We start from the raw sequence: 24541 nt of genomic DNA, 5'->3' as shown, positions 1-24541 counted from the left end.
GATAGCGGTGCGGCGAACGCCCGAAGCCTAAGCTCAGAATCGCCGCGAACCGCGTATTTCGGACCCGCAATCCTTCGGAAGGTTTACGGAATCAGCAGCAGCTTCCCGGTGGTCTTGCGCGATTCGAGCAACTGGTGGGCCTCGGCGGCCTCGTCGAGGCGGAACGTCTCGCCCACGCGCACCAGCAGGTCGTCGTCCTCGATCATGCGGAACACGTCGGCGGCCCGGGCGAGGTACTCCTCGCGGGTGGCGGTGAAGTCGACCAGCGTGGGCCGGGTGAGGATCAGCGACCCTCCCCGGTGGAGCGCCTGCGGGTCGACCGGCGGCACCGCGCCGCTGGACTGCCCGAACAGGGCCATGACGCCGCGGCGTCGTAGCGCCCCCAGGCCTTCGTCGAACGTGGTCTTGCCGACCCCGTCGAAGACCGCGGCCACGCCCTCGCCGCCGGTGAGCTCGCGGGCCTTGGCCCCGAAGCCCTCGTAGCGCATGACGTGGTCGGCGCCGTTCTGGCGCGCGAGTTCGGCTTTCGCGTCGGTGGAGACGGTGGCGATGACCTTGCCGCCCTTGTACTTCACCATCTGGGTCAGCAGCAGGCCCATGCCCCCGGCGGCGGCGTGCACGACGACCGTGTCGCCCTCCTGCACGTCGTAGACGCTGTTGCACAGGTAATGCGCGGTCAGGCCCTGGAGCATCACGGCCGCGGCGGTCTCGACGGCGACCTTCTCGGGGACGGGCACGAACGCGTCGGCGTCGCCCACCACCAGGTCCGCATAGGACCCGGGCACGCCCTTCCACGCGACCTCGTCGCCGACCTTGAACTCCTCGACCCCTTCGCCGACGGCCGCGACGTAGCCGCCGCCCTCCAGGCCCGGCGTGAACGGCAGCGGCAGCCCGTAGGCGCCGGTGCGGTGGTACACGTCGATGAAGTTGACGCCCGCCGCGGCCACCCGCACCGAGATCTGGCCCGGGCGCGGCCCGGGGTCCTCGCCCTCCAGCAGCCGCATCACGCCCGGCCCGCCGGTCTGCTCGACCACGATCGCCTTCATGAGGATTCCTTCCGCCACAAGTTCACCCCAAATTTAGCGCCCCTCGTCCTCTGTCCCGTTTCGGCGTCCCGTGCCGACCCCCGGACGCATCCTGCCGCGGCCCCAAGGGTTCTTGAGGCCCGAGCGGGTGGCGAACTCCTCGCCCACGAGTTTGCGGACCGCGTCGCGGAAGCCCTTCTGGCGCATGTGCATCCGCAGCGGGTTCGCGGCCGGGTCCTGCGAGAGCTCCTTCATCAGCGCCACGCACAGCGCGAGCATGACGATCACGAACGGCAACGCCACGATGATCGTGGCGTTCTTCAGACCCTGGAGCCCGCCCGACAGCAGCAGCACCGCCGCCACCGCGCCGATCGTGGCCCCCCAGAACACGACCAGCGGACGCTTGGGCGCGAGCGAACCGCGGCTCGACAGCGACCCCAGCACCAGCGAGGCCGAGTCCGCGCCGGTCACGAAGTAGATCGCCACCAAGATCATCGACAGGCCCGACACCAGGCTGTACAACGGCAGCGACTCCAGCATCGCGAACAGCGCGTACTCCTCGCCCTTGGCCAGCGAGTCACCGAAGTCGACCCCGTTGGACTGCTTCCAGATCGCGGTGCCGCCCAGGATCGCGAACCACAGCGTCGAAGCGGCCGAGGGGACCAGGAGCACCCCGACGATGAACTGGCGGATCGACCTCCCGCGCGAGATGCGGGCGATGAACGTGCCCACGAACGGCGCCCACGACAGCCACCACGCCCAGTAGAAGATCGTCCAAGTCGCCATCCACTGCTCGCCGCCGAACGCGCCGGTCGCGCTGGCCATGTCCACCAGGTCCGACATGTACCCGCCCAGCGCGCTGGGCCACGCGTCGAGGATGAACAGGGTCGGCCCCGCGATGAACACGAACACGACCAGGAACAGCGCGAGCACCACGTTCGTGGTCGACAGCCACTTGACGCCCCGGTGGACGCCCGAGAACGCCGAGGCCACGAACGCGGCCGTCAACGCCACGATCACCACCAGCTCCAGCTGCTTCGAGTCGGGGACGCCCGCCACGATCTCCAAGCCGACGGCGACCTGGAGCGCGCCCAATCCCAGGCTCGCGGCCGTGCCGAACACGGTCGCGAAGATCGCCATCAGGTCGATGACCTTGCCCACGCCAGGGCCCCAGCGCCGCCGCGCCGTCAACGGCGCGAACGCGTCGCTCAGGTTGTTGCCGCGCCGCTTGCGGAACGTCGAATACCCCAGCGCCAGCCCGGCCACCGCGTAGATCGCCCACGGGTGCAGTCCCCAGTGGAAGTACGTGTACACCAGCGAACCCAGTTCCAACTGGTCCTCGTAGTTGGGGTCGGCCGGGTTGAGCTGGAGCGGCGGCGGGGCCTCGAAGTAGTGCGAGAGCGGCTCGGCCACACCGTAGAACATGAGGCCGATGCCCATCCCCGCGGCGAACATCATCGAGATCCACGGGAGCGTGGAGAACTCCGGCTCCTCGTCCGACGAGGCCGCCAGCTTGATCGACCCGTACCGGCTCGCCGCGATGTAGATCGCCAGCACCACGAAGATGTTCCCCGCGATGATGAACAGCCACCCGAAGTTCGCGATCACCCAGTTCAGGGCCGAGGTGGACCCGCTCTCGAACTGGTCGGGGAAGACCGCCCCGAACCCGATCACCACCAGGATCACCACGGCGCTGATCCAGAACACGGGCCGGTCGACCGGGAGCGTGGCCTGGCGCTCCTCGTCCTCGATCGGCGGCGCGGGGGCCGTCTCCTCCTCCGGGCCTTCCGAAGGAGGCGTCTCGGTGACTGCCATGGGGCACTCCGATCGTCGGGGACAAGGCAATGGCTCCGATCACTTTAAGTGACCAAACGGGCGATTCCCGTCGAATCGGATGCCCCGGACCCGAAGGAGTCTCAGCGCAGGTACGTCAGCAGCGCGATCTCACCGATCGCCCGCGCCTCCACGAGCCGCAATGGTCGCCCCGGCGACTGCGGGAACGCCGCCTCGTACACGAACCGGGCCCCGCCCCGCTCCCCGAGCAGGAACGGCGCGAGGGCCACATGCGCCTCGTCCACCAGATCCGCCGACAAGAACGCGGTGTGCACCACCCCGCCGCCCTCGACCAGCAGCCGCCCCACGCCCCGCGAGGCCAGATCCGCCAGCGCCGCCTCCAGGTCCACCTCGCCCTCGCCCGCGGCCACCACCTCGACGCCCGCCGCACCGACCGCGCACGCTTCGCGCCCCTCCTCGCTCGTGTACACCACGACCGGGCCCGCTTCCCTCGTGTTGAACAGCCGCGCCCCCGGATCGAGCTCGCCCGAGGGGGAGAACACCGCCCGCAGCGGCTGCGGCGAACGCCCCTCGGCGACCCGCCGCTCACGGCGCTCAGCCGACCGCACCAGCAGCCGCGGGTCGTCGGCGCGGACCGTGCCCGCGCCCACCGCGATCGCGTCGACTCCGGCCCTGACCTCGTCGACCCGGTCGAAATCGGCGGCATTGGACAGGACCAGCCGCTCGGGCGCGGTGTCGTCGAGGAACCCGTCCAGGCTCATCGCGGCCGAAACGATCACATAAGGGCGCTCCATGCCCCCGAGAATCCCACGATTCACTCCAGACCGGGCCCGGGTGGAGGCCCCCGCCGGGGAGCGATCACAATCGGTAGACGTGGAAGGCCGACAGAGCAGCGACGACGTCATCGCGAACCTCAAGTTCAACGCCGACGGACTGATCCCCGCGGTCGTGCAGCAGCACGACACCGGCGAGGTCCTCATGCTCGCGTGGATGGACGCGGAGGCGCTGCGGCGCACCCTCGCCACCCGCGCCGCCACGTACTGGTCGCGCAGCCGCGGCGAGTACTGGGTCAAGGGCGCGACCTCCGGGCACCGCCAGGAGGTCAAAGCGGTGTCGGTCGACTGCGACGGCGACACGGTCCTGCTCCAGGTCGAGCAGACCGGCCCGGCGTGCCACACCGGCACCCGCACCTGCTTCACCGGAAGGCAGATCGCATGACCGAGGACGACACCGCCCCCAGCGGCGCCGAACGCACCCGCGTCCTGCTCGCCGGGGTCCTCGCCGCCGCGCTGGCCGCGCTCGCGGCCTCCCGTGAGTGGACCTCGGTCACCGCGACCACCCACGCCGGGCTCACCACCACGACCACCCAGACCGGCGCCGACTACGCCTCCTGGGCCCTGCCGTGCGCGCTCGCCGGAGGCGCGGCCTTCCTCGCGATGCTCGCCGCCGGCGTCCGGGTCCGCCGCTTCCTCGGTGCGGTCGCCGCCCTCGCCGGGCTCGCCGCCGCGCTCGGCGGCCTCCTCAACCTCGACGCGGGCGCGTGGCCGATCGCGCTCGCCGCGGCCGGTCTCATCCTGGCCTCGGCCGGGGCCGCGACCTGCGCCCGCGCGGGACGCTGGCCCGCCGCCGCGGCCCGCTACGAGGCCGCGTCCGAGACCGGCGACGCCATAGCAGAGGACCCGGTGTCGCTGTGGAACGCCCTCGACTCGGGGCAGGACCCCTCGTCGCCTAATATCACGGCATCGGCGCAGGAGAAGGGACGATCTTAGGTGAACGTGCTGGAGCAGATCATCACCGAAGTCCGCGCCGATCTCGAACGGCGCCAGACCGAGATCCCCATCGAGCGGATCCGCGAGGCCGCCGAGGCCGCCCGGCCCGCGTTCGACGGCTACGCCGCCCTCTCCGGCGGCGGTGTGAGCGTCATCGCCGAGGTCAAGCGGGCCTCCCCGTCCAAGGGCGCCCTGGCCGACATCCCCGACCCGGCCGAACTCGCCGCCGAGTACGCCGCCGGCGGCGCCTCGGTCATCTCGGTCCTCACCGAGGCCAACTACTTCAAAGGCAGCCTCGACGACCTCGACGCCGTGCGCGCCAAGGTGCAGGTCCCGGTGCTGCGCAAGGACTTCGTGGTCTCCCCCTACCAGGTCCTGGAGGCCCGCGCCCACGGCGCCGACCTCGTGCTGCTCATCGTGGCCGCGCTCGACCAGGACACCCTCGTGTCCCTCCACGAGCGCATCGAGGGCCTGGGCATGACCGCGCTCGTCGAGGTCCACACCGAGTCCGAGGCCGACCGGGCCCTGAGGGCCGGGGCGAAAGTCATTGGCGTCAACGCCCGCGACCTGACTACCCTCCAGGTGGACCGCTCGGTGTTCGAGCGGATCGCCCCGGGCCTGCCCCGCGACGTCGTCAAGGTCGCCGAGTCGGGCGTCCGCGGCACCCGCGACCTCATCCGCTACGCCAGCGCCGGAGCCGACGCCGTGCTCGTGGGCGAGGGCGTGGTCAAGCAGAAGAGCCCGCGCGAGGCCGTCGCCGAACTGGTCACGGCCGGGTCGCACCCGGCCACGCCAAGGCCCATCTAGGCGGAAGTTCCGGCCCCGGCCGGTGGAGAGACGAGAGGGAGCGATCGTGCCCAATCCAGACGCCCGCGGCCACTGGGGCGAATTCGGGGGACGGTTCGTCCCCGAAGCGCTCATCGCCGCCCTCGACGAGCTGGAGGCCGCGCACACTTCGGCGCTGGCCGACCCGGCGTTCATGTCCGAACTGGACGCTCTGGGCCGCGAGTACGGCAACCTGCCCTCGCCGCTGTACCTCGCCGAGCGGCTCTCCGAGGCCGCCGGGGTCGAGGTGTGGCTCAAGCGCGAGGACCTCAACCACACCGGCGCGCACAAGATCCGCAACGTGCTCGGGCAGGCGCTCCTGACCCGCCGTATGGGCAAGACCCGGATCATCGCCGAGACCGGGGCGGGCCAGCACGGCGTCGCCTCGGCGACCGCGGCCGCGTACTTCGGGTTCGACTGCACGGTGTACATGGGCGAGGAGGACACGCGGCGCCAGGCGCTGAACGTGGCCCGGATGCGGCTCTTGGGGGCCGAGGTCGTGCCCGTGACGACCGGTTCGCGGACGCTCAAGGACGCCATGAACGAGGCCCTGCGCGAATGGGTCGCGACCGTGGACGACACGCATTACCTCATCGGCTCGGTCGGCGGCCCGCACCCGTTCCCGCAGCTGGTGCGCGACTACTGCCGCGGCATCGGCGACGAGGCCCGCGCGCAGTTCCTGGAGCGCACCGGGGGCCTGCCGGACGTGGTCGCGGCCTGCGTCGGCGGCGGTTCGAACGCGATGGGCATCTTCACCGCGTTCCTCGACGACGACGTGCGCCTCTACGGCTTCGAGGCCGGCGGCGACGGCTACGACACCGGTCGCCACGCCGCCACGATCACCGCCGGGCAGATCGGGGTGCTCCACGGCGCCCGCACGTTCGTCCTCCAGGACGAGGACGGGCAGACGATCGAGTCGCACTCGATCTCGGCGGGCCTGGACTACCCGGGGGTCGGCCCCGAGCACGCGCACCTGGCCCAGAGCGGCCGCGCGGTCTACGAGCCGGTGGACGACGCCGAGGCCATGGCGGCCCTGGAGCTCTTGGCTCGCACCGAGGGCATCATCTGCGCGATCGAGTCCGCGCACGGCCTGGCCGGGGCGCTGCGCCTGGCGAAGGGCCTGGAGCCGGGCGCGAAGGTCCTGGTGAACCTCTCGGGCCGCGGCGACAAGGACATGGGCAACGTGGTCGAGTACTTCGACTTCGACAAAGGGGAGCAGTAGATGCGTTCGGCCGAAGCGTTCGCCAAGACTAAGGCCGAAGGCCGCGCGGCCCTCGTCGGCTATCTCCCGGCGGGCTACCCCACGCTCGCCGACTCCATCAAGGCCGTCGACATCCTCATCGACGGCGGCGCCGACCTCATCGAGCTCGGGCTGCCCTATTCGGACCCGGTGATGGACGGCCCGGCGATCCAGCGGGCCGCCGACCAGGCGCTGTCGGCGGGTTTCCGGACCCGGCAGGTCTTCGAGGTCACCGAGGCCGTGGCCGGGCGCGTCCCGATCATGGTCATGACCTACTGGAACCTGGTGGAGCGCTACGGGGTCGAGGCGTTCGCGCGCGACTTCGCAGCGGCGGGCGGGGCCGGGCTCATCACGCCCGACCTGATCCCCGACGAGGCCGAGGAGTGGATCGCCGCCTCCGATGCGCACGACCTCGACCGGGTCTTCCTGGTCGCGCCTTCGTCCACTGAGGAGCGCATCGCCTCCACGGTGGCGGCCTGCCGCGGCTTCGTCTACGCGCAGTCGGTCATGGGCGTCACCGGCGCCCGCTCGGACGCGCCCGCGGCAGCGCCGGAGCTGGTGCGCCGCACCCGCGCCCACACCGATCTGCCGATCGGGGTCGGGCTCGGAGTGCGCAGCGGCGACCAGGCCGCCGAGATCGCCTCGTACGGTGACGCGGTCATCGTCGGCTCGGCGATCGTGAACTGCTATCTCGACGCCCCGGACATCCCCACCGGGCACCAGCGGCTCGCCGAACTCACGGCCGACCTGGCCGCGGGCGTCCGCCGCTGAAACCCTATATCATATATCCTATAGGATATTCGGGGACGACTCCGGCCCGCGCGGGCCGGGGCCGCGCCGTTCTCCTCAACCCGATAGGTTTATGCGTCGTGGACCTCGCATACATCCCGAGCCCTGACCAATCGGTCTGGTACCTCGGCCCCATCCCGATCCGCGCCTACGCGTTCGCCATCCTCGCGGGGATCATCGCCGCCTGCTGGATCGCCGAGGTGCGCCTGCGCAGCCGCGGCGCCCCCAAGTGGGCCGTGCTCGACATCGCCGTGTGGGCGGTGCCCTTCGGCATCGTCGGCGGCCGCCTCTACCACGTCTTCACCAGCCCTGACGCCTACTTCGGCGCCGACGGCGACCCCTGGCGGATCCTCCAGATGTGGGAGGGCGGCCTGGGCATCCCCGGCGCGATCTTCCTCGGCGGCGTCGGCGTGTGGCTCGCGTGCCGCCAGCTCGGCCTCAAATTCACCATGGTCGCCGACGCGGTCATCCCCGGCATCCCCGTCGCCCAGGCGATCGGCCGCCTCGGCAACTGGTTCAACCAGGAGCTCTACGGCAAGCCGCTCGACGCCTGGTGGGCGGTCGCGATCGACACCCAGCACCGCGTCGCCGGCTACCGCCAGTTCGAGGCGTTCCACCCCACGTTCCTGTACGAACTGCTGTGGAACCTCGGCGTCGCGCTCGCCGTGTGGCTCGCCGACCGCAAGTGGAAGTTCGGCGGCGGCCGTGCCGTGGCCCTCTACGTGGCGCTCTACGGCATCGGCCGGTTCTGGATCGAAGGCCTGCGCATCGACCCCGCCCAGGACTTCGCCGGGCTGCGGCTCAACCAGTGGATGAGCGTCATCGTGGTCGTCCTGGCCGTGGTCTACCTGCTGCGGGTTCGTGCGATCCGCCAGGTCTTCGTGGTCGAGGACGGCAAGCGCGTCCTCGTCGACTGGAACTCGACGGCCGCGACCGAGGCCGGCTACGTGGGCGGCGCCCTGCCCTGGGGCACCGAGCTCGACGTCCCCGAGACCGACGCCGAAGCAGACGAGACCGACGACGACCCCGCTCCCGAAGACACCCCCGAAGACCCGCCCCTGTCGGACGCCGAGTCCGGCGAGAGCCGGTCCCGCGACGACGGGTGACCCCCGCCGCCTCCCCCCGAGCAGGTGCACATGCAGAACCGTAGAGCCGTAGTGGTCGGCGCCGGCGTCGCCGGGCTCGCCAGCGCGATCGTCCTCTCCAAGCTCGGGTGGCAGGTGGCGCTGCTGGAGCGGCGCGAGCGACTCAAGGGCGACGACCTCGGCATGGTCCTGTGGGCCTCGGGCGTGCGCGCGCTGCGCGCGCTCGGGGTCGACGCGACCCTGGATGCGGCCGGGACCCCGGTGGAGCGCTTCGAGATCCGCAGCGAGGAGCGCGTGTCCTCCTCGTTCTCCGCGGCCGTGGTCGGGGCCGACGACGGCACCCCGTCGGTCATGGTCCACAACGCGATGCTCTACGAGGCGCTCGTCTCGCGCCTGGGCGACAGCGTCCAGGTCTTCCCGGCCACGAAAGTGGACCGGATCGACCTCGTCGACCTGGCCGCCGGGGACGCCGACCGCCGCTGGGACGCCGACCTCGTGGTCGCCGCCGACGGCATCGACTCGCCCACCCGCCCGCTCATCGCGCCCGGCTCGCCGACCGTCGACGCGGGCGTGGTGGTGTTCCGCGGGATCATCCCCGCGCACCGGGCCCCCGAGCGGGTCGCCGACGCGGTCGAGATGTACGGGCCCGACCGCCGCCGCTTCGGCTACGGCGACCTCGGGCACGCGGGCGCGTGCTGGTGGGCCACCGTGCCCGGCGGGATGCGCCCCGAGTCCCCGCAGATCCAGCACGAGCTCATCAACCGCTGGTTCGCCGACTGGCCCGCACCCGTTGGCAAGTTCATCGCCGCCACGCGCCCCTCCGAGCTGACCCAGCAGGCCGTGCGGTACGTGTGGCCGGTCCCGGCGAGGCTCCACCAGAGCGCGGGCGAGGGCGGCCTGGTGCTCATGGGCGACGCCGCGCACGGGGTGGCCCCGATCCTCGCCCAGGGCGCGAGCCTGGCCTTGGAGGACGCGGTGACCCTCGGCTGGGCGCTGCGCCGCAACCCCGAGTCCGTACCCGAGGCCCTGGCCTCCTACGACCGGGCCCGCGCCGCCCGCATCAAACGCGTCGCGCGGCTGTCGCGGCGCGTCCACACGATCGCCTCGGGCGGGAGGGGCGTCACCCGCGGCCTGCTGCGGGCCGTCCCCGACTCGTGGGTGCAGAACCAGGCGGTGTCCCTCGCCGACTGGCGGCCGCCGCGCTGAGGCGAATATCCTCGGGGCCATGCAGATCCGCGACGCCGCCGAGTCCGACTGGCCCGCCATGTGGGCCTTCATGCGCCCCATCGTCGAAGCCGCCGAGACCTACCCGTGGGCGCCGGACACCCCCGAGGACTGGGTCCACGCCTACTGGATGGAACGCCCCGCCCCCGCGTCCCGCCTCGTCGCCGAGCTCGACGGCCAGGTCGCGGGCACCGTCGAGATCCACCCCAACCTCCCCGGGCAGGGCTCCCACGTGGCGAACGCCGGGTTCATGGTCGACCCGGCCTTCGGCCGCCGCGGCGTCGGCCGCGCCCTCGGCGAAGCCGCCCTCGCCCGCGCCAAAGCCGACGGCTTCTACGCCATGCAGTTCAACGCCGTCGTCGCCACCAACACGCACGCCGTCAAGCTCTGGCACTCCCTGGGCATGTCGACCCTCGCGCTCATCCCCGGCGGCTTCGACCACCCCAAGGACGGCCTGGTCGACATGCACCTCATGTTCCGCGTCCTGTGAACCTCGCCTTGCCTGTGTAGCATCGCAAACGCCATGAACGAACTCCAAGCGTCCCTGCTGGCCGTGGGCGTCCCCGACGTCGAAGCGGCCGTGGCGATCCACGCCCTCCTCGGCTCCGACCCCGCGCTGCTGGCCGAAGCCGGCGACCTGCCCCAGCGGCTGACCCTCGTCGACCCCTGGGTCAAGTCCACGTTCCTGCACCCCGACGGGCCCTTCCTCGAACGAGCGGCCACCGCCGTCGCCGACGCGCTCGGCGAGGAGCCCACCGCGAACCTCGACGCGATCTTGAACCAGATCACCGTCAGGCCCCGCACCGTCGCCGACCTGCGCATGACCACCGGCTTGGAGACGGCCGAGATCGCCGCGATCCTCCCCGACCTCGCCGAGGCCGGACTCGTCCGGCCCGACACCAACCCCCTCGACTTCGACAATCCCTTCTGGACCATGGATCACCGTTTCGCGCGATTCGCCTACGCGATGTTCGCCGACGGGCACCTCCAGCGCTGGAGGCGCGGCTACATCACCGACAAGCTGTGGCAGATGACCCACGCCCGCTTCGACCGGTACGTGTGCCGCCCCGAGTTCAACCGCCTCGCCCGCGAATGGGCCCTCGGCGATCCCGCCGCCGCAGCCTCGACCCGCATCGTGGTCCCCGACCCGCGCTTCAAGCAGCTGCGCACCATCGAGATCGCCGTCTGGAACGAAGAGGGCGACCCGATCGCGTTCGGCACCGTCCGCTGGAAGTTCAAGATGGTCCTCAACCAGTACAAACGCCTCCGCCACGTCAGGCGCCTCCTCGGCGACCCGCCCACGCGCCTCTACTGCGTCGCACCCCGGGTCGACGCCGCGCTCGCGGCCGAGACCGACCCCGACCTCTACCTGATCGGGCCCCAGAAGCTCCTGCCGCGAACCGAATCGTGACACCGGGTTGTGCCCAGCGGTGCCGTTCCCCTCGCCCTGCCGTCCCCGGCGCGCGGGCGCGGCTAGGCTGAGGCGCATGGTCGACATTCCCAAAGAGAGCACCGAAACGGTGCGCCACCCCCGAGTCGCCGTCGTGTGGTCGGTCCTGTCGGCCGAGATCGAACGCTTCGCCGCGGGCACCGGCGCCACCTTGCGCATCCTCGACGTGGGCGGCGGCTCCGGCGGCTTCGCCGTGCCCCTGGCCGAACTGGGCCACGAGGTCACCGTGGTCGAACCCAGCGCCAACGCGCTCGCCACGCTGCGCCAAAGGGCCGCCGAAGCGGGCGTCACCGACCGGGTCAAAGCCGTCCAGGCCGACGCCGACGAACTCCCCGAGATCACCGAGCCGGGCACCGCCGACCTGGTCCTGTGCCACTCCGTGCTCGAAATGGTCGACTACCCCGACTCGGCGCTCGACGCCCTCGCGACCGTGTGCGCGCCCGGCGGGGCCGTGAGCATCATGGTCGCCAACCGCATCGCCGCGGTGCTCGGCCGGGCCCTGTCGGGCCAGTTCGGGACCGCGCTCGACCTGCTCGTCCACGTCGACGGCGTCAGCGAGCAGCGCGACACCATCAAGCGCCGCTTCGAGACCGCGACCCTCACCGCGCTCGTGGGCGGCTCCGGCCTGGTCACCGAGCAGGTCCACGGCGTCGGCGTCGTCACCGACCTCATCCCGGCCTCGGCCAAGACCGAGACCGGCTCGGGTGAAGCCCTGCGCGAGTTCGAACTCGCCACCGCCTCCCGCGTCCCCTTCCGCGACATGGCCACCCACATCCACCTCCTGGCCCGCAAACCGATGCGCTGATACGACTTTCGACAGGGGTCGCCCGCGCGGTCCTACGCACTTGGACGTAGAGCAATTACGTCCGTCGGCCGAGGTCACCGCCGTTTGCGGCCCGTAGCCTGGTCGCATGAGCACGATACGCAGCCCCTGGCCGGGCGCACAGGCCCTCGCCTTCGACCTCGGCCTCGCCGTGCTGCTCTGGCTCCTGACCTCGGCTACCACCATCGGCGCCGATCCCGACCACGACCCCGGCCCGGCCGCGTTCGCGCTCATCGGCGCCTCCGCCGCTTTCTTGGCCCTGCGCCGCCCCTGGCCCGAACTCGCGCTCGCCGGGAGCCTCGCGAGCCTCTACACCTACCTGTGGCTCGGGCTCCCCGAAGGCCCCGTGTACCTCCTCCCGGCCATCGCGGTGTTCTTCTACGCCTTCGCCAGACCCCTCAAGACCGTCTTGGCGGTGCTCGCGGTCCTGTTCGCCCTCAACACCGCCTACCAGACCTTCGCACTCGGCACCGCCTCCGAGCTGTGGCTCAACGCCACGATCTCCCTGGTGTGGCTCGGCATCGCCGCCACCGGCGGCCGCATCGTCCGCGAGGCCCGCAGGGCCCGCGCCCGCGCCCGCGACGCCGAACGCGAACGCCAGCGGGCCGACGAACGCGTGGCGATGGCCCGCGAGATCCACGACGTGGTCGGCCACAGCCTCGCCGTGGTCTCCATGAACGCCGGCGTGGCCCTCCACGTCCTCGAACGCCACGAGCACACCCCGCCCGAAGCGGTCGAGAACCTCCAGGCCATCCGCGATACCGCCGGACGCGCCCTCGCCGACCTGCGCGCCACCCTCGCGCCGCTGCGCTCGGGCCGCCCGGCCGAACTGCGGCCCACCGGCGCCATCGCCGACCTCCCTTCACTCGTCGACGGCGTGCGCAAAGGAGGCCTGAGCGTCGACCTGCGCATCACCGGTGACGCGGACACCGTCGCGACCAACCTCGCGGCCACCGTCTACCGCGTCGTCCAAGAGTCACTCACCAACGTCATCCGCCACGCCGACGCCACCAGCGCCGCCGTCACCGTCGACTGCGGACCCGACACCGTGGACGTCCGCGTCGAAGACGACGGCCGCGGCGGCCCCGTCGACCTCGACCGCGCCGGGCAGGGCCTCACCGGCATGATGGAACGAGTCCACATGGCCCACGGCGAATTCGACGCAGGGCCCCGGCCGGGCGGCGGCTTCACCGTCACCGCCTCGCTCCCGGCGACCCGCACGCCCCGAAAGGAGCCGCGCCCGTGATCGAGCTCGTCATCGCCGACGACCAGAGCCTCATCAGGATGGCCCTGCGCAACCTGTTCAAGAACGAGGCCGACATCCGCCTCGCCGCCGAAGCCGAGGACGGCGACCAGGCCTGGGAACTCGTGCAGCGCATCAAACCCGACGTGGCCATGCTCGACGTGCGCATGCCCGGCATCGACGGCCTCGAAGTGCTCCGCCGCATCAGCCGCGACCCGAACCTCGCCAAGACCCGCGTCGTCATGATCACCACCTTCGAGATCGACGAGTACATCTTTGACGCGCTCGCCGGAGGCGCGGCCGGGTTCGTGATGAAGGACGCCGACCCCGCCGACCTGCTCAAAGCCGTGCGCCTCGCCGCCGCGGGCGACTCGCTCCTCAGCCCCGACGTGACCCGCAAGGTGATCGACGCCTACGCCGAACGCGGCACGGGAGCGGCCCGGCCCCACCGCAACCTGCCCGACCTCACCGAACGCGAACGCGAGATCCTCCGCTGGGTCGCCACCGGCCTGGCCAACGACGAGATCGGCGAACGCCTGTTCATCAGCCCCGCCACCGTGCGCACCCACATCGGCAAACTCCTGTCCAAACTCGACGCCCGCGATCGCGCCGGGCTCGTCGCCATCGCCTACCGCTCCGGCCTCGACATCCCCGAAGTCTGACCGGACCCGAAGGCCGCGCCCGCACCGGGCGCGGCCTTTTCCCTTGCGCCTCAACGCTTCGACGTAGAACAGGACACGCGCACACGACGATGCGCGTTCGGTCCCCGGCGGCGACATTGGACCCACCGAGTCATCCGACCGAAAGGACCCCCCAATGTCCGCACCACCGAAGAAGGCCGCGCTCGCGTTCGCCGCGACCCGCCGCGGGCGCTGGTTCGCCCTCGCCGCCTGGGCGCTCCTGGCCGTCGTCGGCTTCAGCCTCGCCCCCAAACTCGGCGGCATCCAAGACGACGCCCAGATCAACTGGCTCCCCGCCGACGCCGAATCCACCGAGGCCAAACGCGTCGCCGAAACCGAGTTCAACCAGAAAGGCCTGATCAGCCTCCTGGTGGTCTACACCGCTGACGCCGAGATCGGCGCTGACGCGTACGCCGCCGCCGAAGCCGACCGCGCCGCCCTCGACGACCTCGCCGCGCCCGGCGAGACCGCCGCTGGCCCGATCCCCTCCGAGGACGGCCGGGCGCTCATGCTCGTCGTGCCCCTCGACGACCTCTCGCTCGAAGACGAAGGCGAAGCGCTGTTCGCCGAAGCGAACACGATCGTCACCGACGGCCTCCCCGCGGGCGTCGAGGTCGGCTTCACCGGCGGCGCGGCGGTCTCCCGCGACATGGAATCGGCGTTCGAGCAGCTCGACGGGCCGCTCACCTGGATGACCATGGGCGTGGTCGCCCTCGTGCTCGTCCTCTCCTACCGCTCGCCGCTCCTGCTGCTCCTCCCACTGGCGTGCATCGCCGTCTCCGAGCGGCTCGCAGCCGGCCTGGCCTACCTCCTCGGCGAATACGCCGGGGTCACGATCAACGGCCAGAGCACCGGCATCCTCACCGTGCTCGTCTTCGGCGTCTCCACCGACTACACGCTTCTGCTCATCTCCCGCTACCGAGAAGAACTGCGCCGCAATGAGAACCGCTTCACCGCGCTACGTGAAGCCGTGCTGCGCACCACGCCCGCCGTGCTCGCCTCGGCCGGGACGGTGATCCTCGCGCTCGCGGTGATGCCGCTCGCGTCGGTCTCCAGCACCGCCGCGCTCGGCCCGGTCCTCATCGCGGGCGTCGCCAGCGCCGCCCTCGCCTCGCTCACGCTGCTCCCGGCCGTGCTCTCGCTGTTCGGCCGCGCCGTGTTCTGGCCCGTCACACCGCGATACGACCCCGAAGAGGCCAGCGCCCCCGCGCAGCGCCGCCACCGCATCTGGGGCCGCGTCGCCGGCCTGGTCTCGGCCCGGCCGCGCCTCATCGCCGTCGCCACCACCGCCGGACTCGCGCTCCTCGCGCTCGGCTGGATCAACCTCTCGACCGGCCTCGAACGCTCCGAACTGCTCACCACCGAGACCGAGACCCAGCTCGTGGCCGAGGCCATGGCCGAGCACTACCCGGCCGGGGCGAGCGAACCGGCCGAGGTCTACGTCCACCAAGCCGACCTCGAAGCGGCCCTCGCGGTCCTCGACACCGAGAACGGGGTGGCCGACGTCGAGGAACCGATCCTCGCGACCGGTTCGGACTGGGTGCGCCTCAACGCCGTCCTCGCCGACGAGGCCTCCTCGCCCGAGGCCGAAGAGACCGTCCTGGCCCTGCGGGCGGCCTTCGACGACGCCGGGACCGAAGCGCTCGTCAGCGGCCCCACCGCGACCCAGATCGACCTCGCCGAGGCCAACGACCGCGACCTGCGGCTGCTCATCCCGCTCATCCTCGCCGTGGTCTTCGGAGTGATCCTCGTGCTGCTGCGCGCCGTGTGGGCCTCACTGATGCTCATGGCCTGCACGGTCCTCTCCTTCGCCGCCGCCGTCGGGGCCGCCGGGCTGGTCCTCGACCGGATCGGCCGCGGCAGCGTCGACCACAGCTTCGTCCTGTTCGGGTTCCTATTCCTGGTCGCGATGGGCATCGACTACACGATCTTCCTCATGACCCGCGTCCGCGAGGAGATCCCCAGGTGGGGCCACCGGGTCGGCACCCTCCGGGCCCTCACCCTCACCGGCGGGGTGATCACCTCCGCCGGGCTGGTCCTGGCCGCCACGTTCAGCGTCCTCGCGCTCATGCCGCTGACGATGCTCATGCAGCTCGGCGTCGTGGTCTGCATCGGGGTCCTCGCCGACGCGATCATCGTCCGCTCCCTGCTCGTCCCCGCGCTCGTGCTGTGGATCGGCGAGCGCATCTGGTGGCCCGGCAAGGTCACCGAACGCGCAGGCTCCTGACCCCCGACGCGGCGGGCCCGACCGGCCCGCCGCGTCACCCCCTCGACTCGGTGGGACGGAACCGGCTAGCCTCGGGCCATGCCTTCGAGCCCGCACCTGGCGGACCAGCAGCCCGCCTACGGCACCGGCACGCTCGCCGACGTCATGCCCACCGCCCTCGCGGCCCTCGGCGTCCCCGCGGCGAACGGCCGGGCCGCGAACGCCGAACTCGACGGCGTCAGACGCGTCGCGGTGCTCCTCCTCGACGGCTTCGGCTACCACCTCCTCGGCCAGGCCGCCCAGGCCAGCGCCACCATCGGCGCGATCCACCACGGCGAACTGGGCACCCTCGCCCCGATCACCGCCACCGTCCCCTCCTCCACCCCGATCAGCCTGGCCTCCTTGGCATGCGGGATCCCGCCCGGCGAACACGGCATCATCGGCTTCACCGTGCGCGTGCCGGGTACCGGCGACCTCGTCACCCACATCCGCTGGGACGGCGCCCCCGACCCCGAGACCTGGCAGCCCAGGCCCACCAGCTTCGAACGCGCCACCGCCGACGGCGTCGTGTGCACCGTGGTCGCAGGCGGCACGTTCCGCGACACCGGCCTCACCCGCGCCATCTACCGCGGCGCCGACTGGCTCCCCGCCACCGGCCCCCGCGAGACCGCCGAAGGCGTCATCGCCGCCCTCGCCCGCGGCGACCGCAGCCTCGTCTACGCCTACCTGCCCGACGTCGACACCGCCGGGCACTTCCACGGCATCGGCTCGCCCGAGTGGCTCGACGCCGTCGCCCGCGTCGCCGAGACCATCGACGGCATCCTCACCGGCCTGCCCCGCGACGCCGCCCTGCTCGTGACCGCCGACCACGGCATGGTCAACGTCACCGACCGCCTCCACATCGACGAGCGCCCCGACCTCCTCCACGGCGTCGAGGCCGTCGGCGGCGACGGCCGCATGCGCTACCTCTACACCGCCCCGGGCGCGACCGAGGAAGTGCGCCAAGCCTGGGCCGAAGCGGTCGACGGCCGCGCCGAACTCATCGACCGCGACGACGCCATCGACCGAGGCTGGTTCGGCCCCACCGTCACCGACACCAGCCGCGAACGCATGGGCGACCTCGTCGTCGCCTGCGAGGGCACCTTCGCGATCGTCGGCGCCGAAGGCGAACCCCCGCATGTGGCCAGGCTCATCGGCCAACACGGCGGCCTCACCGCCGCCGAAATGGCTATCCCCCTCTGGACCTACCGCAACGGCTGACGCGGCCGACCCAATACACCCGAACGGGTGACACTCGGGCCGCGCGGCCCGATTCCTGTCGTACCCCCGCGCCAATATGGGCTCTACCTTTTCCCCTCGGGTGGGTGGGGGCTAGGGATGGCCGCCCAGCGCGACTCCCCGCCAACCCGGGATTGTCGGACCCGGTCGCTACGCTTCCGACGTGACCAGCGATCTCCACCGCGTCATCGGTCCGGATCTGTCCGATGAATCGACCGACATCCTCCATGTGGACATGGACGCGTTTTTCGCGTCCGTCGAGATCGCCCGCGACCCCTCGCTCCGCGGCAAACCCGTCATCGTCGCCGGGCTCGGGCCCCGCGGCGTCGTCTCCGCCGCCTCCTACGAGGCCCGCAAATACGGCGTCCACTCCGCGCTGCCCACCGCCATCGCCCGCCGCCGCTGCCCCCACGGCGTCTTCCTCACCCCCACCACCTCCTACGGCGAGGTCTCGCGCGCGGTCATGGCGATCTTCCGCGAGTTCACCCCCCACGTGCAGCCCATCTCGGTCGACGAAGCGTTCCTCGACGTCGCCGGAGCCCGCCGCCTCATCGGCAGCCCCGCCGAGATCGGCCGCGCCATCCGCGAACGGGTACGCGCCGACCACCGCATCACCTGCACCGTCGGCATCGCCTCCACCAAATTCCTCGCCAAACTCGCCAGCGAGCACAGCAAACCCGACGGCCTCGGCATCGTCCCCGCCGCCACCGAACTCGAATTCCTCCACCGCCTCCCGCTGCGCGCGATCTGGGGCATCGGCGAGAAGACCGCCGAGAAGCTCACCCGCCTCGGCATGCGCACCGTCGCCGACCTCGCCCGCCTCGACGTCGACGCCCTCGCCGCGTCCGTCGGCACCGCCAGCGCCGAGCACCTCTACGCGCTGGCGCGCAACATCGACCCGCGGCCGGTCCGGCCCGAGCGGGTGGAGAAGTCGATCAGCGCCGAGACCACGTTCGACCGCGACGCGCCCGACGGCGCGGTGTGGGGACCGGCACTACTGGAACTGTCGCGAAAGGTCGCATCACGGGCCCGCGCCGCCGGATGGGCGGGGCGCGGCGTCACGGTGAAGATCCGCTTCGGCGACTTCAAGACCATCACGCGCTCGCGGATGCTCTCGGCGCCCACCGACGTGGGCCAGGAGATCTACGCGGCCGCAAGGGATCTGGCCGACGCGGCCGCCACCGCGCCGGTGCGCCTGATCGGGGTGCGGATCGATCACCTGGTGGAGGCGGCCGCGGTGGGCCGTCAGGTCGCGCTCGGGGAGCCCGAGCACGGGTGGCGGGACATCGAGACGGTCATGGACGCGGCGGTCGCGAAATTCGGGAAGGACGCGGTCGGATCGGCCGCGCGAATGCGTCGTCGTGACTCGCGTGTAGACACACCGGATTCGGGGAACCCGCGCCATTGAGCGCTTCGGCGCTCGGGGCCGAACCCCAGCGGACTCAGTGAGGCCAGAACGGATCGATTCAAGGACGAACTGCCTTCCGCCTCGGGCGAAAGCCTCGTAGACTTGGTTCCAAGCACTGAGGCCTTGCCGGGGCCTCGCCGAGACTAGCGCAGGAGGAGTGTCGTGCCGCTCTCCGACCACGAGCAACGCCTGTTCGAACAGATCGAGCAGTCCTTGTCCGAAGACCCGCAGTTCGCCTCCGCTGTGCGTGCCCAAGACCCCGCCCATGTGACCCGGCGCAGGATGATCCTCGCCGGGATCGTCACCGTCATCGGCATCGGTGCGGTCATCGGCACGGTGATCGCCGGCGGCGACGCCGCGAAGTGGGGCGCCCCGGTCGGCGCCGTCCTCATGTTCGGCGGTCTGATCCTGGGCCTGTGGGCACAGCGGCGCAGCTCGAACGTGAAACTGAAGGCAGTGGACGGCAAGGCCACCCGGACCACCGGCTCGGGCCCCTCGTCCAAAGCCCCCAAGCCCGGCGGCTTCACCTCGCGCATGGAAGAACGCTGGCGCCGCCGCCGCAACAACGGCGACATCTTCTGATCCCGCACGAGATCACACCCGAAACGGCAGAGACGGGCCAAGCCTGAAGGCGGGCCCGTCTTCCCATGCCCGGCGAGCGTCGAAACGAGGGCAGCGTGATGCGCCGAGCGAGGCTGCCCTCTGGGCCCCCGGTGAATAGGGTGCCGCACGGGTGCGACATTCGGCGGCGGCAGCGCCGACGAGGCACCGACTCGGGGGAGGAGCGGCGCTCGCGTTCGCGGGCTCCGCGGGGCCGAAACGAGGGCAGGGGCGGGCGCCTCGCGGCGGCGTTTTGTGGGCCCCCGGTTTATAGCGTGCCTTATGGGTGTGACAGTCCGGTTCGGCGTTAGGGAGTTTCGCGTATGCGAGCGGGCAGCCGACGAAGCTCGCCGTGCCGAGGCTCGTGTGGCGTCGATCGTCGGGAAAGGGGCGTTTTCGGCCGTGGATACGACGAAGCCCGGTGGGGGAGTTCCCCGCCGGGCTGTCGTTCGTCTGGTGGCCTAGCGGCCGCGGAGCATTGCTCGGCGGGCTCCCTTTCCGGCGTTGGTGCTGGTGGGGATCGGGCCCTTGGGGATCGCCATGCCGATGCCGAGGGCGTCGAGACGCTTGGCGATGTGGTTGGCGGCCTTGGAGTCGATGTTCTTCGGAAGCTTCATGAGGCGCTTGCGCACCTCGGTGACCGAGAAGTCGTCGTTAGCGCCCTCGCCGACCGCGAACGTGTACACCGGGGTCGAGCCGACCACGCGCGAGATGCGCTTCTTCTCCTGGCCGAGCAGCTTGCGGACCTTGCCGCCGCCCTCGCCCAGGAGCACCACGCCGGCCTTGCCGACCGCGCGGTGGACCATCTGCGTCTCCGACAGGGCCGCCACGCCCGGCGTGACCTGCCAGCCGCGGATGCCGTCGATCAGCGCGTACGCCGCACCCGGCTTGCCGATCGCCTCGTTGTTGACCACCTTCGTGGTGCGCATGTTGAGCACGATGAGGCCGGCCAGCAGCGCCACGAACAGGGAGCTGACGAACCAGATCAGGGAGAAGTCCGCGAAGATCACCAAAGCGGTCACGATCACGAACGGCAGCAGGATCGCGGCGGCCTCCAACGGCAGGAACAGCTTGTCCCGCTGGTTGGTGAACTTGATGGCCATCCCGATGGTCTTCAGGCGTGACCCGAACGTCTCTTTGTCCTGCTGCTTTGCCATGTTCTCGATTCTAGTGTGCGGCGCCGGGCGCTACGCGCGGGCTTCGGCGCGGGCGTCGATCGCCTGTCGGTACAGACGCCCCGCCCGGTACGAGGAGCGCACGAGCGGACCGCTCATGACGCCCGCGAAACCGATCTCCTCGGCCTCGGCCGAGAGCTCCACGAACTCCTCGGGCTTGACCCACCGGTCGACCGGGTGGTGGCGCTTGGTCGGGCGCAGGTACTGGGTGATCGTGATCAGCTCGCACCCGGCCGCGTGCAGGTCCTTGAGGGCCTGCGAGATCTCCTCGCGGGTCTCGCCCATGCCGAGGATCAGGTTCGACTTGGTGACCAGGCCGTCCTCGCGGGCCTTGGTGATCACTTCGAGCGAGCGCTCGTAGCGGAACGCGGGGCGGATGCGCTTGAAGATCCGCGGCACCGTCTCGACGTTGTGCGCGAGCACCTCCGGCCGCGAGGAGAACACCTCGGCGAGCTGGTCGGGCTCGGCGTTGAAGTCGGGGATGAGCAGCTCGACGCCGCAGTCGGGGATCGCCGCGTGGATCTGGCGGACGGTCTCGGCGTAGAGCCACGCCCCGCCGTCCTCCAGGTCGTCGCGGGCCACGCCGGTGACGGTGGCGTACTTCAGGCCCATCGTCTTGACCGAGTCGGCGACCTTCATCGGCTCCAGCCGGTCGAGCGGGCCGGGCTTGCCGGTGTCGATCTGGCAGAAGTCGCACCGGCGCGTGCACTGGGAGCCGCCGATGAGGAACGTGGCCTCGCGGTCCTCCCAGCACTCGTAGATGTTGGGGCACCCGGCTTCTTGGCAGACCGTGTGCAGCCCCTCGCTCTTGACGAGGTTCCGCAGCTCGGTGTACTCCGGGCCGGTCTTGGCCTTGACCTTGATCCAGGAGGGTTTCCGCTCGATCGGGGTCTGGGAGTTGCGCACCTCGAGGCGCAGCATCTTGCGTCCTTCAGGCTGTACGGAAGTCACGGACCCAGACTACGCCGCGAGTCCGCGGACCGGCAGGTGTCGCTGGGCACAGCGACCGCGCGCACCAGACGTAGGATGACGTTCCCGCTGGTCTAATCAGAGCCGCCGAGCACTCCGGAGGGAACAGCAGTGGAACTCATTCACCAAGGCAAGGTCCGCGACGTCTACAGCGACGGGGACGACCTCGTGCTCGTCGCCTCCGACCGGGTCAGCGTCTACGACGTGGTCCTCCCGACGCCCGTGCCCGGCAAGGGCGCACTGCTGACCGCGTTGAGCCTGTGGTGGTTCGAGCGCCTCGGTGACCTCGTGCCGGGCCACGTGGTCTCATCGACCGACGTCCCCGCCGAGTTCGCCGGGCGGGCGCTGCGCGTCAAGCGCCTCGACATCGTCAAGGTCGAGGCGATCGCCCGCGGCTACCTCACCGGCTCCGGGCTCGCCGAATACCGCCGCACCGGCACCGTCGGCGGCATCGCCCTCCCCGCGGGCCTCGAAGACGGCTCGCGCCTGCCCGAGCCGATCTACACCCCCTCCACCAAGGCCGACATCGGCGAGCACGACGAACCCGAGACGTTCGAGCAGACCGCCGACCGCCTCGGCCCCGACCTGGCAGAGCGCATCCGCGACCTGACGATGGCCGTCTACCGCCGCGGCAGCGAGATCGCCCTGGCCAAAGGCATCATCATTGCCGACACCAAGCTCGAATTCGGGTTCGACCAGGACGGCACGCTGACCCTCGCCGACGAGGTCCTCACCTCGGACTCCTCGCGGTTCTGGGACGCCGAGGCCTGGAAGCCCGGCCAGACCCAGCCCTCGTTCGACAAGCAGTTCGTGCGCGACTGGGCCCTGTCCACCGGCTGGCGGCCCGATGACGGCGAGGCCCCCGAGATCCCCGAGGCGATCGTCGAGGCCACCCTCGCCCGCTACGTCGAGGCCTACGAACTCCTCACCGGCGAGCGCTGGCGCTAATCGGCCCGGCCCGAGACCCTCGGGACCCACATCCGGACCCGCCAGCCCCCGTCGACCGTCGGGTCGGCCGAGAAGGTGCCGCCGAGCAGTTCGGCCCGCTGCCGCAGGCCCAAAAGGCCGTGGCGGGAGCTCGGCAGTTCCAGGACCGGGCGTGAACCGGGCGTGTTCACCACGCTCACGTCCGCGCCGTCGGCCCAGTTCGCGACCGTCACCGCGACCGAAGCGCCCGGAGCGTGCTTGCGGGCGTTGGTGAGCGCCTCCTGCACGGTCCGGTAGATCGCCCGCTCCGCGGCCGGGTCGAGCCCGATGATCCGGTCGACCTTCAAGGTCGCCTCGATCCCTGAGCCGTCGACCAGCGCGTCCAGGTCTTCGAGGGTCGGCTGCGGTGCCAGCTCGGTCGCCCGCGAGCCCGAGGCCCGCAGCACCCGCACCATGTTCCGCAGCTCCTCCAGGGTGGTCACGCTGAGGCGCCGGATCATCGCCGCGCCTTCGCGGACCTCCTCGTCGCGGGCCTGGACCTGCATCGCCCCGGCCTGGACGGCGATGAGGCTCACCTGGTGCGAGACCACGTCGTGCATCTCCCGCGCCAGCTGCGCCCGCTCGGCCGAGAGCGCCTGCTGGGTGAGCAGGAGCTGCTCGTGCTCGCGGGCCTCCTCGATCTCCACGAGCCGGTCCGACAGCGCCCTGCGGGACCGCTGGATGTACCCGATGATCGCCGGGACGCAGGCCAGCACGGCGTAGTACAGCTGGTTGCGCAGTGGCAGCTCGCCCCAGAACGACCAGTGCAGCGCCTCCGCGACCGTGTAGTCGGCGTCGTACAGGAAGACGTATATGAGGCTTGAGTTCCAGAACATGAAGCACGCCGCCAGCAGCGCCGCCCCGGCCACCGACACCCACGGGCGGCGGGCGCGGCGGGCGAGGCTGTAGACGGCGATCATCGAAGCGACCTTCTCGCCGACCATGGCCGCCGCCGGGAGCGTCACCAGCAGCACCAGGAACGGGAAGCGGCGGCGAAACAGCAGGGCCGCGACCCCCAGGATCGCGAACGAGGCCGCCGGCTGGTTGTCGATCGAGAGGACCAGCAGCAGGTGCACCACGGCCACCGTCATCACGACCGCGTCGAAGGCCCACTGCGGCACCGGCCGCGAGAGCCCCCACAGGGTCACTCAGGGTCCCCTCGGAGCAGCCCCGCGTCGTGCGCGGCCAGCGCCGCCTGCACCCGGTTGGAGACCTGGAGTTTGGTGAGGATCGAGGAGACGTGGTCCTTGACGGTGCCCAGGCCCAGGAACAGTTCGGCCGAGATCTCCCCGTTGGACTTGCCCTCGGCCAACAGCAGCAGGATCTGCCGTTCGCGTTCGGTGAGCCGGTCGAGGCGGGGGTTGGGCCGGTTGGCGTCCGAGCGCTCCAGGTACCCGGCCACCACCGCCTGGGTGACCTTCGCCGACAGGACCGCGCCTTCGGTGACCAGGGCCCTGACCTGGTAGGCCAGGTGCTCGGGTTCGGTGTCCTTGAGCAGGAACCCGGCCGCGCCCAGACGCAGCGCGGTGTACACGTACTCGTCGGTGTCGAACGTGGTCAGCATCGCGGTGATCGGGGGGTGGGAGAGGTTCTTGAGGCGTTTGAGCACGGTCAGACCGTCGACGTCCGGCATCCGGATGTCCAGGAGCACCACGTCGGGGCGCAAGGTCATGACCCGGTCCACCGCGTCCGCGCCGGAGACGGCGTCGACGACCGCGATGTCCTCGGCGGCGCTCAGGATATGGGTGAAACCCGAGCGGATGAGAGCTTCGTCGTCGACGATCAGCACTCGGATCACGTGGACCTCCCCTGCAACCTATTCACCATGTGAGGGCTCATCATCCCTGGGGCCGGTGACCCGACGAACGGCGGGTCGACTTCCATCCAGTAGACGGATAAGAAACCCCGACCATCGGCAGACTGACTCAGGACCATCGAACGTCAACCGGGGTGTCCAAGGGTCCAATTCGGAGGGGGACCTCCACCGGACCG

General features: G+C 71.1%; 24 protein-coding genes. 17 read left to right on the top strand and 7 right to left on the bottom strand.

The genetic code is table 11. The features are described 5' to 3' along the window. Positions 1-83 precede the first annotated feature (83 nt). From AB0B28_RS13755 to AB0B28_RS13745, 3 genes are all read right to left on the bottom strand, one after another. On the bottom strand, positions 84-1046 hold the full coding sequence (locus AB0B28_RS13755) for a quinone oxidoreductase (RefSeq protein ID WP_360120584.1): 963 nt from the start codon (positions 1044-1046) through the stop codon (positions 84-86). Between the two features lie 33 nt (positions 1047-1079). Beyond that, positions 1080-2840 carry a BCCT family transporter gene (locus tag AB0B28_RS13750; protein ID WP_360120582.1) on the bottom strand — a complete coding sequence of 587 codons (1761 nt, stop codon included), beginning with the start codon at positions 2838-2840 and terminating at the stop codon, positions 1080-1082. A gap of 101 nt (positions 2841-2941) precedes the next feature. Next, positions 2942-3613: a dihydrofolate reductase family protein gene (locus AB0B28_RS13745; RefSeq protein WP_360120580.1), complete on the bottom strand. Its 672-nt coding sequence runs from the start codon at positions 3611-3613 to the stop codon at positions 2942-2944. A 79-nt stretch (positions 3614-3692) separates the two neighbouring features. On the opposite strand from AB0B28_RS13745, the gene hisI reads away from it, so the two are divergent. From hisI to AB0B28_RS13665, 16 genes are all read left to right on the top strand, one after another. Further along, complete coding sequence (gene hisI / locus AB0B28_RS13740) at positions 3693-4037, top strand: phosphoribosyl-AMP cyclohydrolase (protein ID WP_360120578.1); 345 nt, start codon at positions 3693-3695, stop codon at positions 4035-4037. Next, a complete protein-coding gene (locus AB0B28_RS13735) occupies positions 4034-4588 on the top strand; it encodes a Trp biosynthesis-associated membrane protein (protein ID WP_360120576.1) in 555 nt (184 codons plus the stop codon). Before hisI ends, AB0B28_RS13735 begins: the two co-directional genes overlap by 4 nt. Before the next feature lie 6 nt (positions 4589-4594). Then, a complete protein-coding gene (trpC, locus tag AB0B28_RS13730; RefSeq protein WP_360120671.1) occupies positions 4595-5395 on the top strand; it encodes an indole-3-glycerol phosphate synthase TrpC in 801 nt (266 codons plus the stop codon). Positions 5396-5441: 46 nt separating this feature from the next. Then, a complete protein-coding gene (gene trpB / locus AB0B28_RS13725; protein WP_360120574.1) occupies positions 5442-6635 on the top strand; it encodes a tryptophan synthase subunit beta in 1194 nt (397 codons plus the stop codon). Next, positions 6636-7424: a tryptophan synthase subunit alpha gene (trpA, locus tag AB0B28_RS13720; RefSeq protein ID WP_360120572.1), complete on the top strand. Its 789-nt coding sequence runs from the start codon at positions 6636-6638 to the stop codon at positions 7422-7424. Between the two features lie 98 nt (positions 7425-7522). Continuing rightward, a complete protein-coding gene (gene lgt, locus AB0B28_RS13715) occupies positions 7523-8548 on the top strand; it encodes a prolipoprotein diacylglyceryl transferase (protein ID WP_360120570.1) in 1026 nt (341 codons plus the stop codon). A 30-nt stretch (positions 8549-8578) separates the two neighbouring features. Next, positions 8579-9733, top strand: a complete 1155-nt coding sequence (locus AB0B28_RS13710) for an NAD(P)/FAD-dependent oxidoreductase (protein ID WP_360120568.1) — start codon at positions 8579-8581, stop codon at positions 9731-9733. Positions 9734-9752: 19 nt separating this feature from the next. Next, the gene (locus AB0B28_RS13705) at positions 9753-10241 is read left to right on the top strand and encodes a GNAT family N-acetyltransferase (protein ID WP_360120566.1); all 489 of its coding nucleotides are present in this window, start codon (positions 9753-9755) and stop codon (positions 10239-10241) included. A 33-nt stretch (positions 10242-10274) separates the two neighbouring features. Next, the gene (locus AB0B28_RS13700; protein ID WP_360120564.1) at positions 10275-11162 is read left to right on the top strand and encodes a hypothetical protein; all 888 of its coding nucleotides are present in this window, start codon (positions 10275-10277) and stop codon (positions 11160-11162) included. A gap of 76 nt (positions 11163-11238) precedes the next feature. Next, positions 11239-12006: a methyltransferase domain-containing protein gene (locus AB0B28_RS13695; protein WP_360120562.1), complete on the top strand. Its 768-nt coding sequence runs from the start codon at positions 11239-11241 to the stop codon at positions 12004-12006. Positions 12007-12112: 106 nt separating this feature from the next. Further along, positions 12113-13270, top strand: a complete 1158-nt coding sequence (locus AB0B28_RS13690; RefSeq protein WP_360120560.1) for a sensor histidine kinase — start codon at positions 12113-12115, stop codon at positions 13268-13270. After that, entirely contained in the window at positions 13267-13929 is a 663-nt protein-coding gene (locus AB0B28_RS13685; protein ID WP_360120558.1) for a response regulator transcription factor, read from the top strand. The genes AB0B28_RS13690 and AB0B28_RS13685 overlap by 4 nt, the downstream gene beginning before the upstream one ends. Positions 13930-14083: 154 nt before the next feature. Next, a complete protein-coding gene (locus AB0B28_RS13680) occupies positions 14084-16174 on the top strand; it encodes an MMPL family transporter (RefSeq protein ID WP_360120556.1) in 2091 nt (696 codons plus the stop codon). A gap of 78 nt (positions 16175-16252) precedes the next feature. Continuing rightward, the gene (locus AB0B28_RS13675; RefSeq protein WP_360120554.1) at positions 16253-17413 is read left to right on the top strand and encodes a nucleotide pyrophosphatase/phosphodiesterase family protein; all 1161 of its coding nucleotides are present in this window, start codon (positions 16253-16255) and stop codon (positions 17411-17413) included. Between the two features lie 181 nt (positions 17414-17594). Next, the gene (dinB, locus tag AB0B28_RS13670; RefSeq protein WP_360120552.1) at positions 17595-18839 is read left to right on the top strand and encodes a DNA polymerase IV; all 1245 of its coding nucleotides are present in this window, start codon (positions 17595-17597) and stop codon (positions 18837-18839) included. 162 nt (positions 18840-19001) lie between these two features. Then, entirely contained in the window at positions 19002-19421 is a 420-nt protein-coding gene (locus tag AB0B28_RS13665; RefSeq protein WP_360120550.1) for a DUF3040 domain-containing protein, read from the top strand. Between the two features lie 479 nt (positions 19422-19900). Here AB0B28_RS13665 and AB0B28_RS13660 read toward each other — a convergent pair whose 3' ends face one another. Together AB0B28_RS13660 and lipA are read right to left on the bottom strand one after the other, a co-directional pair. Then, the gene (locus AB0B28_RS13660) at positions 19901-20596 is read right to left on the bottom strand and encodes a DUF4191 family protein (RefSeq protein ID WP_360120548.1); all 696 of its coding nucleotides are present in this window, start codon (positions 20594-20596) and stop codon (positions 19901-19903) included. A gap of 30 nt (positions 20597-20626) precedes the next feature. Further along, positions 20627-21565: a lipoyl synthase gene (gene lipA, locus AB0B28_RS13655; RefSeq protein ID WP_360120546.1), complete on the bottom strand. Its 939-nt coding sequence runs from the start codon at positions 21563-21565 to the stop codon at positions 20627-20629. A 129-nt stretch (positions 21566-21694) separates the two neighbouring features. Between lipA and AB0B28_RS13650 the strand changes: the two genes are divergently transcribed. Then, positions 21695-22531 carry a phosphoribosylaminoimidazolesuccinocarboxamide synthase gene (locus AB0B28_RS13650; RefSeq protein WP_360120544.1) on the top strand — a complete coding sequence of 279 codons (837 nt, stop codon included), beginning with the start codon at positions 21695-21697 and terminating at the stop codon, positions 22529-22531. Here the strand turns inward: AB0B28_RS13650 and AB0B28_RS13645 are convergent. Together AB0B28_RS13645 and AB0B28_RS13640 are read right to left on the bottom strand one after the other, a co-directional pair. Beyond that, positions 22528-23697: a histidine kinase gene (locus tag AB0B28_RS13645; RefSeq protein ID WP_360120542.1), complete on the bottom strand. Its 1170-nt coding sequence runs from the start codon at positions 23695-23697 to the stop codon at positions 22528-22530. The two genes, AB0B28_RS13650 and AB0B28_RS13645, sit on opposite strands and share 4 nt — an antisense overlap. Further along, the gene (locus AB0B28_RS13640) at positions 23694-24347 is read right to left on the bottom strand and encodes a response regulator transcription factor (RefSeq protein ID WP_360120540.1); all 654 of its coding nucleotides are present in this window, start codon (positions 24345-24347) and stop codon (positions 23694-23696) included. Before AB0B28_RS13640 ends, AB0B28_RS13645 begins: the two co-directional genes overlap by 4 nt. Between the last annotated feature and the right edge of the window lie 194 nt (positions 24348-24541).

It is taken from the genome of Glycomyces sp. NPDC046736, from assembly GCF_040645615.1.
Taxonomy (GTDB): domain Bacteria; phylum Actinomycetota; class Actinomycetes; order Mycobacteriales; family Micromonosporaceae; genus Glycomyces.
Note: the sequence above shows the minus strand (reverse complement) of the source record. Positions and strands in the feature narration are given on the sequence as shown.